This is a genomic window from Pleomorphomonas sp. PLEO (genome assembly GCF_041320595.1).
Taxonomy (GTDB): Bacteria; Pseudomonadota; Alphaproteobacteria; order Rhizobiales; family Pleomorphomonadaceae; genus Pleomorphomonas.
Genome location: NZ_CP166625.1, coordinates 4,667,921 through 4,682,894, shown reverse-complemented (window position 1 = coordinate 4,682,894; position 14,974 = coordinate 4,667,921). Strand labels below are relative to the sequence as shown.

Sequence of the window (14,974 nt, the reverse complement as noted above, 5' to 3'; positions counted from 1 at the left end):
TCAGTGGGCGAGCAGCGGCCCGATCTTGGCGCAGGCGCCGGATAGCACCGCCGTCAAGTCGGCTTCGGGTGTCCAGGCGGCGTCCAGCGAAGCGCGGATCTGCTGGGCGATCTGGGCGTTGTTGGTGTGGCTCGGCGAAACCTTACCCGTGGTGATCCCTTTGACGACGACCTCTTCAAGCTGGCTCTTGGAGAGCAACGGGTTGGTCTTGCCGAGCGTCTCGGCGTTGAGCTGGCTGAGCCGTGGCGGCGGGAAGAACTGGGCCAGCTTCAGCGAATTTTCCGGACTGGACAGGAAGGCGAGGAAGGCGGCGGCATCCTGCGGATGCTGGCCGTTCTTGAACACGCCGATACCGGCCTGACCGATCACCGAATAGCTGCCCTTGGGGCCGGCGGGCAGCGGTACCAGATCCCACTTGAAGGCGCCGTCCTTCAGCAGGGATGCCCGGCTGATCTGGGTGATCGAAAAGGCTGTGTCACCGGCGAAAAAGTCGCCCGACGTACCCGGTCCGGGGATGGCGCCATCCTTGAAGATTGCCTTGTGCAGGAAGGTCATCGCGTCCGCCATATCGGGGCTGTCGAGCGCGCAGGTCTTGCCGTCCGCGCTCCAGGGGCGAGCGGCCCAGCCATCCCAGATTGTTGTGAGCAGCGTCCAGTCCTTGTAGTCGAAGTCGCGGATTTCGACGCCGTTCTTGCCGGACTTGGCATGGACGGCAGCGGCTTCGGCCGCGACGGTCTGCCAGTTCCAGCTACCGGCGGCGATCAGGTCAGCCGGCGTCTTCTGGCCCGCGGCGGCTAGGACGTCGAGGTTGGCGAATATGGCATACGGAGATGTCGAGAACGGATAGGCAAAGAGCTTGCCGTCCTGCCGCCATAGCGCGGTCGCGCTCGGTGACAGATCGGCAAAGTCGTAGCCTGCTGTCGACGACAGCGTTTCGTCGAGCGCGAGGAGGGCGCCGGAACCGACGAAATCGGGCGCGGCCGACTCGAGGATCCAGGCAAGATCCGGTGCGTTGCCGCCGGCGATCTGGGTCGTCAGCGTCGTCGTGTAGTTGTCGTAGGGAATGGTGTCAAAGGTGATCGTGCCAATCTCGGGATGCTTGGCTTTGTAGGCATCGGCGATGCCATTGAGCAACGCGAGATGCTTGGCATTGCCGGTCCAGACGGCCATGCGCAGCGAAAGTCCATCGGCCGCCTGCGCCTGCGTCATAAAGGCGGTTGGTGCGAGTGCCAAGAGTGCGGTCAAACAGAGTGTTGTTGTTATAGTTTTCTTCATTTTGCCCCTCGTAGTTCTGAAGGCTTCAGTAGCCCACGACATCAGGCCAGCGCAGTTCCATGCCTTGGCTGGTCAGAAGAGTTTGAAATTCGGAAAGCAGACCGGCGTCGGCGCGCACCGCATGCGGTGTCGTTGCCTTGCCGAGGCAGAAGGCGGCGAGCATGCCCACCGCTTCGCCGATGTTCCATTCGATCGGATGCAGGCGATAGCAGCCGTTGGTAATGTGAGTGGTGCCGATATTCTTGGAGGCCGGCAGCAGGTTCTGCATGCGCTGCGGCAGTAGAGCGCCGAGCGGGATTTCGAATGGGCAGGAAGCCACGTCGATGAAGTTGTCGCCGCCGGTCGACGGATGCAGGTCGATCCTGTACATGCCGACACCGACAGAGTCAGCGTAGTGTACGGCGCCGCGCTCGCCGCGCACGGCGTAGGAAAGATCCTGCTCGACGATGGTGTATTCGGCGCGAATACGCCTCGATTCGCGGATGTAGGGCGCCTGGGCGAGACCATCGATTGTGCCGGTCACATCGCTGCGTAGCCGGAGGCCGGGATAGCCGACGCCACCGTCGGGGCGCGGTGCCTCGGTCTGCATCCAGTAGAGTACTGAGCGCGACAGATCGGAGGCATTGGCAAGATGCTGCCGCGCCTCATCCTCGGACACGCCGAAGATCGGCCCATCGCAATAATCGAGCAACGGCCAGTTCACCAGCGTGATGTCGCTGTCATAGGTGCCGGGAACGAAGTTCCGCCGCGCCGCGATGCGGCGGTAGATCCACAGGTCGTCGTCGCCCGGGGTGAGCCGCTGGTCGGAGACCACCGCCATCGGGTCGTCGTCGGCATTGGGTGTGAAGGCACTGGTGACGGTTTCGAGCGTCCGTGCGTGCGGCGACTGCCAGCTCAGTTGGTTGGCGCCCCAGAAGGAGGGCCTCAGAGCCCGCCATCTTTCGTAGTTGTTGGGCTTGTCGATGGTGTAGTCACCGCCGGCGATGTGGTCCATGGCAAAGCAGTAGGAGACCGCCTGCATGTTGAGCGGCTGCGCCTCCGTCGGCGCCGATGGTTCTCCGGTGTCGCTCCGTGCTTCGAAGCCGGTGACGAATTCGGTGCCCGAGAGCGGCAGGAGGTCGCCGGTTTCGGTGGCATCGACAACGTAGCGACCGGTCAGGGTGATCTGCTGGCCGCTGTCGCGGTGGGCGACCGTGACGGCCCGAACACGATCGCCGTCGACGTCGACCGCCACCGGCTTGAATGGCTGCAGAACAGTGAGGCGCCCGGAACTGCGGTAGGGCGCCAGCATCGCTTCCATGACCGCGAGCGAAACGCGCGGTTCGGGGCAGAGGCGGCTCACCGAGCCGGCACCGGGGTTGAACTCGCGCCAGGCGCGCGCTGTCGGCGTCAGGGGATAGTTGCGCCGGTAGTAGTCGCGAATGCCATCCCTCAGCGCCCGGTAGCTGGCGGTAATGCCGAACTGTTCCACCCAGGACGCTTCGTCAGGGGGGACGCCCTGACTGGTCAGTTGGCCGCCGATCCAGTCGTATTCCTCGGTCATCGCCACCGTCAGTCCGGAGCGGCTGGCGGCCAGGGCACAGGCAACGCCTCCGAGACCTCCGCCGATGATGACAAGATCAACCTTCAGTTCTTTCACAGCGCACCTATTGTTCGCGTTTTTCAAGGGTTTGGCCTTCGACCATGGTCGGCCGCAGCAGGATCTGCCGCTCGATGGAGCGGTTTTCGATGATGGCGCTCAGCGTCCGTACGGCCTGGCGCCCCATTTCTTCGCGGGGCAGCTCGAAACCTGAAAGCCGGAGCGAGGGGAGGGACAACGATGCCGCGCTTCCCATGGCGACGACGGAAAGTCGGGAGGCGAGCTGCCGGGTATCGATTTCGCGGGCCAGCGCCAGCGCGTCGCCGGCGACTTCGCAGAACAACACCGTGGTTCCCGAAGCCAGCGCCCGCTCGATGATCACCGACGGTTCGACCATCGGGGCGGTACGGTCGCCGGTGAGGCCGAGCGTGGCTACCGTTTCGCTGAATCCCTGCCAGCGGTCGATCAGGGACTCGGCGCCGGCACCGTCACCGACGTAGAGAAGGTGGCTATGACCTAGGTCATGGGCGCGCCGTACCAGATCGCGAGTGACGGTGAGATAGTCGGCGCCGACGTAAGGAATCTGTTCGCTATCGTCGTCACGACGGCCGATCGTCACGAATGGGTAGCCATCGGCCGCCAGCTTGGCGAGTTCGTCGCGGTCCTGCTCGCGGCCGATGACAATGCAACCGTCGGCGAGGCGGAGTCGGCTCTCCTTGCGGAAAAGCTTGCGTCGGCCATCTTCGACCGGCGTGCTGGTAAACAGCAGGAGGTCATAGCCGAGACGCTCGGCCTCCTCTTCGATGCCGAGCAGAAACGGCGTGTAGAAGTCGGCTTGGGCGTTGGGGAACACCGGTTCGTAGGTGAAGACGCCGAGAAGCTGATTGCCCTTTTTGTGCATCTGGCGGGCCAGGGGGTCGGCAACGTAGCCGGTTCCCTGGATCACGGCCATCACCCGCTCGCGGGTCTCGGCGGACAGACGCGCCTGCTCGGCGCCACCGTTCAGGATGAGCGAGACCGCCGCTTGGCTGACGCCTGCCAGCTTGGCGATATCGCGTTGTGTCAGTCTACCTTTGGTGCGTGCCATCTGCTAATCAACCAGCTAATACGTATTAGCAAGAATATTGCTCGCTGTTGGATGGCTTGTCAATACGGCTTTGTTGAAACGCCGGGCGTATACTCGGAAGGGTAGATAGCCCTGGCGCTGCTTCGCTAAATGAGCGAGTTGATTTCTCCACCAGGAGCTGATCCACGTTTTGGACCTGCCGCCAAACCAGCAGCGAGCGAGGCGGTGGAGTGAGAGAAAACTATCGAGCATCGGTCGACGTCAAAATCTGATGGTCGACCGATAGTTGGCGAGAGTTAAGGATAAAGTTCCGCAGGTAATCCTTCGGTTGGATCAGTACCTCTCTGGATAAAAAACGCCCGGAGCGGGAGGAACGCTCCGGGCGCGAGGTCGCTCGGGAAGCAGCGTCAGGCGGAGGCCGCGGCCTTCAGGACTGTCTCGGTGACGACGCTGTCGTCTTCGAGGCTGCGGACCGGAGCGATGCCCTTTTCCTTGAGTACGGCGTGGTAGGACTTGACGGCTTCGAGCGGCTTCATGCCACCGTCGGCCACCGCGCGCATATGGCGGACCATGTCGGGCTGGCTTTCGGCAAGGTTGATCTTGCGGCCGAACAGCGCGACGCGGGCACCGTATTTTTCGGCCTGGAACAGCAGCTCGAAGGTGTCGCGCGTTGTGCCGGCACCGCCACCCAGCACGCCGACCACCAGTTGCGGGTCATAGGAAGCGAGTTCCTCCAGCGCCTTGGCGCCGTTGTAGGGATATTTCAGGAACTGCGGGCGGTCGGCCTGGAGCACGCCGGATAGACAGCGGGCCAGATTGTCGTTGACGAACGAGCCGACGTCGGCCGGCGCGATACCGCATTCGACGTTGGGATTGAACACTTCCAGGAAATATTCGATGCCATTCTTGGACGCGTCTTCGCGGAAATCGCTGAAGGCTTCGAGCGACCTGAGGTCGGCCTCGATGTCGTTGACGAAGGTGATCGAGTAGAGGCCGAGGTTGCCGATCTTGGCTTCGGCGATCTGCTTCAGGGACGGCGTGCGGAACGGGCGCGACGGGCCGAGCTTGCCGTAGCCGTTGGGCCGGGCGCCCCAGATGTCGGTGGTGTCGTTGGCGCGGAACGCCGGCCGCACCGGGCTGCCCTTGAAGGCCCCAGCTTTCTGCAACAGCTCGAGGTTGGAGCAGGACACCAGCATGATGTCGAGCAGATCCTGGTGAACCAGCTCGGTGATCATTTCCAGGAACTCGGCCCGCGTCCGGAAGCGGACGAACTTGCCTTCCTTGTCGCGAATTGGCCCGGTTCCCGGAATCGGGTTGGACATGTCGCCGTCCTTGGCGTCGGCGATAATGAAATCGCCCTTGGCGTAGTTGCCGGCCCGGATCTTGGCGAGCTTGGCATTCATGCGGAACATCGAATTCTCCTTGGGTTTTGGTTTTGGGGGTTGGACTTGGTCCGTCGCCGGTTCTCCGGGACGGTTTGGAGGAAAGGTCAGTTCTCACCGGGAGCGGCGATGCGGCGGCCATCGGGGTCAAACAGGTGCAATCCCGCCGGATCAACGCGCAGTCGGACAAGGTCGCCAGCGGTGACGGTGGGACCGCCGACCGCCTGCAGGACCACTGGCGTGCCGTCGGTGAGAGCGATGTGGACCAGCGTCAGGCCGCCGAGGTGTTCGGCAAGCGTCACGCGGCCGCCGAGGGCGCCGCCCTCCGAAAGCATCAGGGCTTCCGGGCGGATTCCGACGCGCAGCTCGTTCCCCTCGCCGAGCGGCACCGGCCACGGCAGTGCGATGATGGATCCATCGGCAAGGCGCGCCTCGCCGCCGCCGTCCGTCGCGCGGACAATGCGGGTGGACAGGATGTTCATCTGCGGCGAGCCGATGAACCGGGCAACGAACAGGTTCTGTGGACGTTCGTAGAGGCGAACCGGCGACGCCACCTGCTCCAGCTTGCCCTTGTTGACGACGGCGATCTTGGTGGCCAGCGTCATCGCCTCTACTTGATCGTGCGTCACGTAGATCATGGTGGTGCCGAGCTTTTGATGCAGCTCGGCGATTTCGACCCGCATCTGCATGCGCAAGGCGGCATCGAGGTTGCTGAGCGGTTCATCGAACAGGAAGACTTTAGGGTTGCGGACGATCGCCCGCCCCATGGCGACGCGTTGGCGCTGGCCACCCGACAGCTGGCGAGGATAACGGTCGAGCAGATCGGTGAGGCCGAGTATGCTGGCGCTGGCCCTGATCTTGTCCGCCGCCTCCGCCGCCGGCACTTTGGCGAGCCGCAGCGAGAAGCCCATGTTTTCCGCCACCGTCATATGCGGATAGAGGGCGTAATTCTGGAACACCATGGCGATGTCGCGATGCTTGGGCGGAACGTCGTTCACGACTTCGCCGTCGATCACCACTTCGCCGTGGCTGATGGTCTCAAGGCCGGCGATCATGCGGAGCAGGGTCGATTTGCCGCAGCCCGACGGTCCGACCAGGACAACGAAGGCGCCATCCTCGATCTCGAGGTCGATGCCGTGGATCACCTCGAACGAGCCATAAGCCTTGGTGACGGATTTGAGGGAAACGGGCGCCATCAATGCCTCCGGTCGGTTTCGTCAGCGGCCGCGTTTAGGCGGGCGATCTCTCCCATCGCGCCGAGAACCGGCCTGTGACGGGGGAGGGAATGAACGAGCAGGCAGCCCGCGGTGAAGCTGTCTCCGAGACCGACGGTCGAGGCCGGCTTCGACAGGTAGGGGGCGGCGACCACCACCACTTGCCGCCCATCGGGCAAGCCCTCTGATGGCGGCCGCGGCAACGGTTCGAAAGTGGCGCCAGCGGGGACGCGCGGCTGAGACGAAGGGGACCCGGCCTCTGCGCGGGACGCCGCGAGCAGACAGCCCATGGCGAGCGCATCGAACTCGATAGACGGGTCGCCACGGGTAATCGCCAGCGCCCAGCCATCGGCGTGGACGACGAGGCGATCGACACCGAGCCGGCGCGACAGCTCGTCCGCCTGGGCCAGTGGATCCTCGCCTGGCACCAGACCGCGCAGTTCGTTCTGATTGAGTCCGATCGACGTCACCTCGGGCGCCAAGCTTTCCAGCGTGGCGTCGAGCGTGCCCGGCCAAGGATAGGCGCCGAGTTCGAGGTGGACGACCGACAGGCCGGCGCCGCGCCAGGCCCGCGCCGCCGCCGACAGGCGGGCGAGCGCTGGTGGCAGATCGGCAAGAGGAACGGTGTTGGGCGATGATAGCAGGCCGGCACGCAGTTGGTGCCCGTTGGCGGCGACCCAGCGGTCGAACATCGCGTCCTCATGCAAGGCCTCGTCGGCGAAGCGGACGATGATGCGGGTCGATCGGTCCGGTACGAAGCCAGGTAGGGAGCGGCCGGCGGTATACTCGACGATGTAATGGGCCGGTTTGTCGCGGAGCGCCGGCCAGCGACGTTGGGGCGAGCCGAGCATCGTCTCGCTTTCAGCCAAGCCGATGCCGGGGTGCAACGCGGCGAGCTCCTCAGGACCCGTCTCCCCGAGAGCGAGCAGAGACGGCGCACCGATTGCTGCCAGTGTCCAGGCTGCCTGCGCCGAGGTGCCGCCGATCGCCATACCACCTGGCAGCGTATGCGGATCGAAGAAGGCGGCGCCGTCCGGCCAATCATCCACGAGCATTTCGCCGCCACGGCCGACTTTGGCGCGCGCCATGAGCTCGGCAAACAGGCGGCGGGCGCCAGCTTCGGAATGTTCGGCCAAGATCGGTGCCACGGCATGCAAATCGATGCGCCGGTCGAGACATACGGCAAAGCCTGTGACGAGCCTCGTCGCGGCGGCGGCGATCATCGGCACCTCGGCGGCGAGCCGATCATAGGCGCCGGTCCAGTCGATCGATGACACGGGAAGGGCCAGGGAGCTGTTCATGATCGTCATTCCTTGACCGCGCCCTGCGTCAGCCCCTGGATGATCCAGCGCTGAAAGGCGAGTACCAGCATGACCAGCGGTAGCGTCACCACCACCGAGGCGGCGGCGAGATCACCCCAGGGCACGTAGTAGAGGTTGGTGAAGTTGGCGATGCCGACGGGAATGGTCTGGCGCTCGACGCCCGAGGTGAAGGCGAGCGCGAACATGAATTCGTTCCAGGCCATGATGAAGGCGAGCAGGCCGGTGGTGACGAAGCCGGGCAGCGACATCGGCAGGATGACCGAGATCATCAGGCGTAGAGGTCCGGCGCCGTCGATAATGGCCGCCTCGTCGATCTCGCGGGGGATGGTCTGGAAGTAGCCGAACAGCACCCAGATCACCAACGGCAGGCCGAGCGAGAGGTAGATGATGACGAGAATGGTATAGGTGTTCATCAGCCCGAGCGCCGAGGCCGTCAGGTAGAGCGGCGCGACGATGGCGATCTGCGGAAACATCGATACCGACAGGATCAGGCCGAGGATGCCGAAGTGATAGTAGACGCGCAGCCGGGCTAGCGCGAAGGCAGCGGCACCGCCGATGGCGAGGCAGAACAGCGTGGTGAGCCCGGCGACGATGGCCGAGTTGATGATGTAGAGGTGGAACTGCTTTTCGACGAAGATATTGCGGAAGTGGTCGAGCGTTCCCGGCCAAGGCAGAAAGTTCGGCGTTGGCGAGGATAGCAGCCGATCCTCCTGGAACGAGGTGGAGAGCTGCCAGAGGAAGGGCGCCACTGACCAGACGACGATCAGAGTCGAGGCGATGTAGAGCGCAATCCTGGTCATCAGGAGCTGCAGGCGCCAAGAGGAGAGCATTTTCACCTCCTCAACCGTTGTCGCGCCGCATGCGGCGGACGATGAAAAGGCCGAAGCAGAGGGCGATGAGCGCTTCGGTGATGAACATGGCCGCCGAAAGGGCGCTGCCGTAGCCGAAGTCCAAACCGGAGAACAGCACCTTGTAGGACAAGGTCGACAGCACCTCGGTGGAATCGGCCGGCCCGCCGCCGGTCAGCACGTAGACGAGATCGAAGATGCGGAAGGCGTCGAGCGCACGGAACATGCCGGCGATCAGCAATGGCGTGAACAGGAGCGGCAGCCGGATCGACCAGAACGACTGCCAGGGACCGGCGCCGTCGATGCGGGAGGCCTCGACCAGCGAATGCGGGACCGTCTGCAGCCCGGCGAGCAGCAACAACGCCATGAAGGGCGTGGTCTTCCAAACGTCGGCGATGATGATGGTCAGGAGAGCGGTCCGACTGTCGCCGTACCAGTTGATGTAGTTATCGATCAGGCCGCTTTGCAACAAAAGCCAGTTGATGACGCCGTGCTGGCCATCGAACAGCCAGCCGAACATCTTCGAGGTCACTACCGTAGGGATGGCCCAGGGAACCAGCATGGCGGCCCTCACCCAGCCTCGTCCCTTGAAGGTCTCATAGAGAACCAGTGCCATGGCCAGGCCGAGCGCGGTCTCGAGCAGTGTCGAGGCGGCGGTAAACAGCATGGTGTGCTGCCAAGCCGACCAAAACTGCGGATCGCCCGTCAGGCGGATGTAGTTGGAAAGACCGACGAATTCGTCTTCCTGGGTCGATAGCATGGTATTGCGCAAGGAAAGGCGCATGCCGTCGAGAACGGGATAAACGGAGACGGTGGCGAGGGTGAAGACCGCGGGCAGGAGGAAGAGCAGAGGTGCCCACCTTTCGGCGCGACTCCTCCGCCCTAGCCGTGTGCTCCGTCGGCTGCCGGCCGCAAGGCCAGCGGACGGAAGCGTTGTCATGCGCCGACGATGCTCTCGATCTTGGTCTTGGCTTCCTTGAGGGCTTCGGCGACATTGCCGTTGGTGACCGCCTTCGAGACGGCCGACTGCAGCGCCAGCGAGACCTGCGAGTATTTCGGCGTGACCGGGCGTGCCGTGGCGCCGACGAACACCGGCTTCAGCGTCTGCATGAACGGCTGAGCCTTGCCAAGCTCGGCGCTGTCGAACACCGCTGGTCGGCTGGGAGCGAGGCCAAGTTCGGTGGCGAACAGCAGTTGCGTTTCTGGGCTCGACAGCCACTTCAGGAACTCGACCGACGCATCCCGATTCTTGGTGGAAGCGTTGACGCCATACTGATAGCCGCCAAGGCAGGCAGCGCTCTTGCCCTTGGCGAAGTGCGGCAGCGGCACGACGCCGACCTTGTCGACCACCGACGAAGCCGTCTTGTCCTGGCAGATGGAATAGACGTAGGACCAGTTGCGCAGGAAGGCGACGTCTCCGCCGGTAAACGGCGTGCGCGAGGGTTCCTCGTCCCAACTGCGGACATCCGGCGGGCTGATCTTGTACTTTTCAATTGTGTCGTACATGAACTGCACGGCTTCGATCGCCGCGTCATCGGCGATGTGCACGGTCTTGCCGTCATCGCCGAGAATGCTGCCACCGTTGGACGTTACGAACTCGACGAGGTCGCAGATCAGCACTTCGGCCTGTTTGGCCTGCCAGGAGAAGCCGGTCTTCACCTTGCCCGCCTTGACCAGATCGGTCGCCGCGGCGACCAGTTGTTCCCAGGTCTCGGGCGCCGAGGAGACGAGATCCTTGCGGTAGTAGAGCATGCCGCTGTCGACGTACCAGGGCAGGGCCGTCAGTTTGCCCTGCCACTTGCAGGCAGCCAGCACGCCAGGGAAATAGGCGCCGGCTTCGTCGGCGGTGACATATTCGTCGAGCGGCAAGGCCCAACCGGCGCCGGCGAACTCGGCGATCCACACGACGTCCTGAGTGAAGACGTCCGGCGAGCCATCCTTCTTGGCAAGACGCTGCACCAATCCCTGATGCACTTCGGTAGAGGAACTGGGAGGCGGCAGCTCGTCGTAACGGACGAGAATGCGGCTCTGGGATTGGTTGAAGACATCCACCATCTCGGCAACGGTACGCTTGCCGAAGAACTTGGCGCTGGCGAAAGTAACGTTGGTGCGGTCCGCGGCGGAAGCGATCGACGTGAACTTCAGGATCGCTGGCGCGGCCAATACGCCGCCTGTGGTGATGCCTGCCACTTTCAGGAACTGACGGCGCCCGACAGCCGCGGGCTTACCGACATGATCGTCATTGTCAGTCATGCGTTCTCTCCCTACGCTCGCGGGGTTTCGTCCGATTGGCGAAACTTCTCTCATGAGCACGCTGATAAAAGCCGCACAAACTCGAACTGTCAAGCATAAAACAGCAGATACAATCGCGTCATGATGCGTCTTATTGCTGCTTTGTGACGCGAAACCCGGTGTGCTACGGTCCTGACAAAATCCGGTATTTGCAACGTCAGGCCGAGCTACGATGACGACAGAGGACCTTGAGAAGAGTGGTTCGGATGCAACGTTGCCCGCGCGGCGACGGGCCGATATTCTTCGTCTTGCCCAGCAATTGGGGCAAATTACCGTCACCGACATGAGCACGCGCTTCGACGTGTCGCTCGACACCATCCGTCGTGACCTCGACATACTGGCCGAGCAGGGACTGGTGAGCCGCATCCACGGCGGCGCTCTTCCTGCCTCTAGCATGGCGACTGCAGACACTCCCTTTGATCTCCGCATGAAGTCGCACCATGCGGCAAAAACACGCATTGGGCAGGCGGCGGCCGCGTTGATCGCCGACGGCGAGACGCTGCTGGTCAATGGCGGCACCACCACCATTTCTTTCGCTGCGGCGTTGGACATGCGGCGGCGCCTGACCATCGTCACCAACAATCTCGGGCTGCCGCCGGTCGTCCCGCCGGCCGCCATCCTCAACCTCTACCTGCTCGGCGGCGAGATCCGGAGCGGTGCCCATGTGACGCTCGGTCCGATCGGTTTCGTCGGTACCGGAGCCATCACCGCCGACACGGCCGTCATCGGCGTTGGCGGCGTCGACGCCGGCGGTTTCTGGACCAGCCATCTCTCCGAAGCCACCATGATGGCCGCGATGATCGAGGCGGCGCGGCGGACGATCGTCCTGGCCGATAGCCGCAAATTCGGGCGCCACGCCTTCGCCAAGGTCGCCTCTCTCGAGCGCGTCTTCGCGCTGGTCACCGACGCGCCGCCGCCGCTCGATATCCAGACCGCTCTCGAGACCGCCGGCACGCTCGTCGTCGTTGTGCCGGACGACGGCGAGGCGGGCTCTGGCTAGAGCTTCGGTCAACCTGCCTCGATCTTGACGGCCCCGGTCATGATCGCCACCACGTCGGCCATGGTATGGGTCTTGGGTGATACGACCGCCGCCCGTCGACCGAGGCGCATGATGCAGATACGGTCGGCGAGTTCGAAAACGTTCGGCATGTTGTGGCTGATCAGCACAACCGGCAGGCCACGCTCGCGGATCGCCCGGATCAGTTCCAGCACCTGACCGGTTTCCCGCACGCCCAGCGCGGCGGTGGGCTCATCCATGATGACCAGCTTGCGGGCGAATACCGCCGCCCGGGCGACGGCGACGCCCTGGCGCTGGCCTCCCGACAGATTCTCGACGCGGCTGGCGATCGACGGCAGGCGGAATTTCAGTTCCGCCATGGCCTTTTCCGCCTCCTCGCGCATGCGCCGCTTGTCCAGATGTCGAAAGACACTGCCAAGAATGCCCGGCGACAGCAGTTCGCGTCCGAGGAAAAGGTTGCTCGGAATGTCGAGCGCTGGTGCCACGGCGAGATCCTGGTAGACCGCCTCGATGCCGCGATGGCGAGCGTCGAGAGGCCCCCTGAAGTGCACGGGCTGGCCATCGAGCAGGATTTCGCCGCTGTCCGGCATCACCGCGCCGGTCAGCGTCTTGATTAACGTCGATTTGCCGGCGCCATTGTCGCCGACGACAGCCAGAATTTCGCCGGCGCGCAGATCGAAATCGACGCCGTCGAGGGCGACGACGTGACCGTAGCTTTTGACGATGCCGCGGGCTTCAAGCACGTTGCGGGCGGATTCTGCGCCTCGGGTTTCCTGGGTAGCGGTGAGCGCGGACATCAGCGCCTCCTGCGGGAAAGCTGGTCGAAGGCGACGGCGACGATCACCAGAATGCCGGTGACGAGGTCCTGCCACAGCGGGTCGATGCCGGCCAGCGTCAGGCCGTTGCGGAGAACGCCGACGATGAGGGCGCCTATCAGCGTCCCCACGAGGCCGCCGCGTCCGCCGAACAGGCTAGTGCCGCCAATCACCACGGCGGTGATCGAATCGAGGTTGGCGGTTTGGAGTGCGTTGGGATCGGCGTTCGGGATGCGGCCGAGGGCGAGCCAGGCGGTGATGCCGTAGATAAGGCCGGCCAGGGCATAGACCTGCAAGAGGTGGCGCCGAATGGGGATGCCGACCAGCCGCGCCGCTTCGGGATTGTTGCCGATGGCGTAGACGTGGCGTCCCCAACGCGTTTCGTTGAGCAGGTACCAGACCATCGCATAAAGCAACAGCATGGCAACCACGCCGTAGGTGAGGATGAAGCTGCCGACGCGGAAAGTGTTACCCGTCAGCCCGAGAAAGTCATCCTGGACCGGAAAGGCGCCGCCCTTGGAGATGAGGCGCAACGCCGCCGTCAATATGCCGAGAGTGCCCAGGGTGACGATGAAGGGTGGCAAGGCGAGCCGGCTCACCAGTCCACCGGCGACAAGGCCCGAGAGCGTGCACAAGACGATTGCGAACAGCATCGACAGCATCGGATCGTAGCCGAGATTGACGAGCTTTCCCGCTACGATGGTTCCGAGCACGCAAATGGCGCCGACGGCTAGATCGATGCCGGCGGTCAAGATCACCAGTGTCTGGCCGATGGCCAGCGTGCCGACCACAATGGTCTGCTGCAGAATGATCGATATGTTGTGTGGGGCCAGAAAACGCGGATTGGTGATGGCGAACACCAAACAGAACGCCAGCAGAACCAGAATTGGCCCAACCGCCGGGATGGCCTTGGTTCGGGAAAATAGCCCGTCGTCAGTGCCCGGGGCGGACGGGGTTGCGCTGCTCATGGGGACCTCGCAACAGAAATGAGATGAAGACGGACCGGCGGAGGGGAGATATTCCGCCGGTCCGTGAAGGCATCAGTCGGTCGGTCCAGGGGAAGGCAGACCCGCTTGACGCCAGATGTCCCTATGGCCTCAGGCCGGGGTCAATCGCCCCAGCAGTTCTTGAGGCCCCACTCGCTATCCTTTGAGTCGAGGCCCGGCATCGGCTTGTCGGTGATGAGGTAGGAGCCGGTGTTGACAAAGCCGGACGGCTTCTTGCCGCTTGCGGCATACTCGGCAACCGCGTCGACACCCATCGATGCCATCTTGTAGGGGAATTGCATCACGGTCGCGGCGATGATGCCGGCCTTGACGTTGCGCACGCCGGCACAGCCGCCGTCGATCGAGGTCAGGACCACGTCCTTTTCCTTGCCGAAAGACTTGAGCGCCGCGTAACCGCCGGCCGCTGCTGGCTCGTTGATGGTGTAGACGACGTTGATATCGCCGTTCTTGGACAGAAGGTTCTCCATGCCGACCTGGCCCTTGTCCTGCGCACCATTGGTAATGGCGGCGCCGGCAATGGCTGGATCGCCTTCGGCGATGCCAAAGCCCTTCAGGAAGCCGTCATGGCGGAAGGTATCGACCGTGCCGCCAGGCGTTCCATCGAGCATGGCGATCACCGGCTTCTTGTCGCCGAGAGCCGCCTTGGCATAGGCGCCCTGCTGGACGCCGGCCTGAAGATTGTCGGTTGCAAACGTAGCGTCGACCGCGTCGGCCGGGTCGGTGGCGGTGTCGAGTGCGATCACCAGCACGCCGGCATCGCGGGCCTTCTTGATGACGTTGAGCATGCCCGAGGAGTTGTTCGGTGTCACCAGGATGCCCTTGGCGCCAGCGGAAATCAGGTCCTCAATGGCTGCCACCTGGCCTTCATTGTCGCCGTCGAACTTGCCGGCACGGGCGATCAGCGTCAGCCCCTTTGTCTTGGCTTCCGCCTCGGCCGCTTGGCGCATCTTGACGAAGAATGGATTGACCTCGGTCTTGGTCACAAGGCCAACAATGACGCCATCAGCCTTGGCGTAGGACACGCTGACTGCTCCGGCGAGGCCGAAAGCGAGAGCGAAGACGGCACAGCCCGCCGTGAGCCGCGACAGTGCGCGACGAGACCCGTCGTGACGATAAGTCTGCATAGTTTCCTCCCGGTTTTTTGTTCGGAGCCGAT

13 protein-coding genes are annotated in these 14,974 nt (G+C 63.7%); 1 reads left to right on the top strand and 12 read right to left on the bottom strand.

Going from position 1 to position 14,974, the window contains the following annotated elements; all coding sequences use genetic code 11:
- The 9 genes from AB6N07_RS21675 to AB6N07_RS21635 form a co-directional block, all read right to left on the bottom strand.
- Window positions 1-1,245, bottom strand: coding sequence for a sugar ABC transporter substrate-binding protein (locus AB6N07_RS21675; protein WP_370675129.1), 1,245 nt, complete (start codon window positions 1,243-1,245; stop codon window positions 1-3).
- Between the two features lie 55 nt (window positions 1,246-1,300).
- Entirely contained in the window at window positions 1,301-2,914 is a 1,614-nt protein-coding gene (locus tag AB6N07_RS21670) for an FAD-dependent oxidoreductase (protein WP_370675128.1), read from the bottom strand.
- Between the two features lie 7 nt (window positions 2,915-2,921).
- Window positions 2,922-3,941, bottom strand: coding sequence for a LacI family DNA-binding transcriptional regulator (locus tag AB6N07_RS21665; RefSeq protein WP_370675127.1), 1,020 nt, complete (start codon window positions 3,939-3,941; stop codon window positions 2,922-2,924).
- Between the two features lie 386 nt (window positions 3,942-4,327).
- Window positions 4,328-5,332, bottom strand: coding sequence for a hypothetical protein (locus AB6N07_RS21660; protein ID WP_370675126.1), 1,005 nt, complete (start codon window positions 5,330-5,332; stop codon window positions 4,328-4,330).
- A 77-nt stretch (window positions 5,333-5,409) separates the two neighbouring features.
- Entirely contained in the window at window positions 5,410-6,498 is a 1,089-nt protein-coding gene (locus AB6N07_RS21655; RefSeq protein WP_370675125.1) for an ABC transporter ATP-binding protein, read from the bottom strand.
- On the bottom strand, window positions 6,498-7,817 hold the full coding sequence (locus AB6N07_RS21650; protein ID WP_370675124.1) for an ADP-dependent glucokinase/phosphofructokinase: 1,320 nt from the start codon (window positions 7,815-7,817) through the stop codon (window positions 6,498-6,500). Before AB6N07_RS21650 ends, AB6N07_RS21655 begins: the two co-directional genes overlap by 1 nt.
- A gap of 5 nt (window positions 7,818-7,822) precedes the next feature.
- Entirely contained in the window at window positions 7,823-8,668 is an 846-nt protein-coding gene (locus tag AB6N07_RS21645; RefSeq protein WP_370675123.1) for a carbohydrate ABC transporter permease, read from the bottom strand.
- 10 nt (window positions 8,669-8,678) lie between these two features.
- On the bottom strand, window positions 8,679-9,626 hold the full coding sequence (locus AB6N07_RS21640) for a carbohydrate ABC transporter permease (RefSeq protein ID WP_370675122.1): 948 nt from the start codon (window positions 9,624-9,626) through the stop codon (window positions 8,679-8,681).
- On the bottom strand, window positions 9,623-10,939 hold the full coding sequence (locus tag AB6N07_RS21635; RefSeq protein ID WP_370675121.1) for an ABC transporter substrate-binding protein: 1,317 nt from the start codon (window positions 10,937-10,939) through the stop codon (window positions 9,623-9,625). Before AB6N07_RS21635 ends, AB6N07_RS21640 begins: the two co-directional genes overlap by 4 nt.
- Window positions 10,940-11,150: 211 nt before the next feature.
- On the opposite strand from AB6N07_RS21635, the gene AB6N07_RS21630 reads away from it, so the two are divergent.
- Window positions 11,151-11,978, top strand: a complete 828-nt coding sequence (locus AB6N07_RS21630; RefSeq protein ID WP_370675120.1) for a DeoR/GlpR family DNA-binding transcription regulator — start codon at window positions 11,151-11,153, stop codon at window positions 11,976-11,978.
- A gap of 8 nt (window positions 11,979-11,986) precedes the next feature.
- On the opposite strand, the gene AB6N07_RS21625 is transcribed toward AB6N07_RS21630, so the two are convergent.
- From AB6N07_RS21625 to AB6N07_RS21615, 3 genes are all read right to left on the bottom strand, one after another.
- On the bottom strand, window positions 11,987-12,793 hold the full coding sequence (locus tag AB6N07_RS21625; RefSeq protein WP_370675119.1) for an ATP-binding cassette domain-containing protein: 807 nt from the start codon (window positions 12,791-12,793) through the stop codon (window positions 11,987-11,989).
- Window positions 12,793-13,779: an ABC transporter permease gene (locus tag AB6N07_RS21620; RefSeq protein WP_370675118.1), complete on the bottom strand. Its 987-nt coding sequence runs from the start codon at window positions 13,777-13,779 to the stop codon at window positions 12,793-12,795. The genes AB6N07_RS21625 and AB6N07_RS21620 overlap by 1 nt, the downstream gene beginning before the upstream one ends.
- Before the next feature lie 140 nt (window positions 13,780-13,919).
- Window positions 13,920-14,906, bottom strand: coding sequence for a substrate-binding domain-containing protein (locus AB6N07_RS21615; RefSeq protein WP_370678297.1), 987 nt, complete (start codon window positions 14,904-14,906; stop codon window positions 13,920-13,922).
- Between the last annotated feature and the right edge of the window lie 68 nt (window positions 14,907-14,974).

Bases quoted from the DNA above. Each gene is read 5' to 3' on its own strand.
- AB6N07_RS21665 (WP_370675127.1), bottom strand. From the start codon at position 3,941: ATGGCACGCACCAAAGGTAGACTGACACAACGCGATATCGCCAAGCTG.
- AB6N07_RS21660 (WP_370675126.1), bottom strand. From the start codon at position 5,332: ATGTTCCGCATGAATGCCAAGCTCGCCAAGATCCGGGCCGGCAACTAC.
- AB6N07_RS21655 (WP_370675125.1), bottom strand. From the start codon at position 6,498: ATGGCGCCCGTTTCCCTCAAATCCGTCACCAAGGCTTATGGCTCGTTC.
- AB6N07_RS21650 (WP_370675124.1), bottom strand. From the start codon at position 7,817: ATGAACAGCTCCCTGGCCCTTCCCGTGTCATCGATCGACTGGACCGGC.
- AB6N07_RS21645 (WP_370675123.1), bottom strand. From the start codon at position 8,668: ATGCTCTCCTCTTGGCGCCTGCAGCTCCTGATGACCAGGATTGCGCTC.
- AB6N07_RS21640 (WP_370675122.1), bottom strand. From the start codon at position 9,626: ATGACAACGCTTCCGTCCGCTGGCCTTGCGGCCGGCAGCCGACGGAGC.
- AB6N07_RS21635 (WP_370675121.1), bottom strand. From the start codon at position 10,939: ATGACTGACAATGACGATCATGTCGGTAAGCCCGCGGCTGTCGGGCGC.
- AB6N07_RS21630 (WP_370675120.1), top strand. From the start codon at position 11,151: ATGACGACAGAGGACCTTGAGAAGAGTGGTTCGGATGCAACGTTGCCC.
- AB6N07_RS21625 (WP_370675119.1), bottom strand. From the start codon at position 12,793: ATGTCCGCGCTCACCGCTACCCAGGAAACCCGAGGCGCAGAATCCGCC.
- AB6N07_RS21620 (WP_370675118.1), bottom strand. From the start codon at position 13,779: ATGAGCAGCGCAACCCCGTCCGCCCCGGGCACTGACGACGGGCTATTT.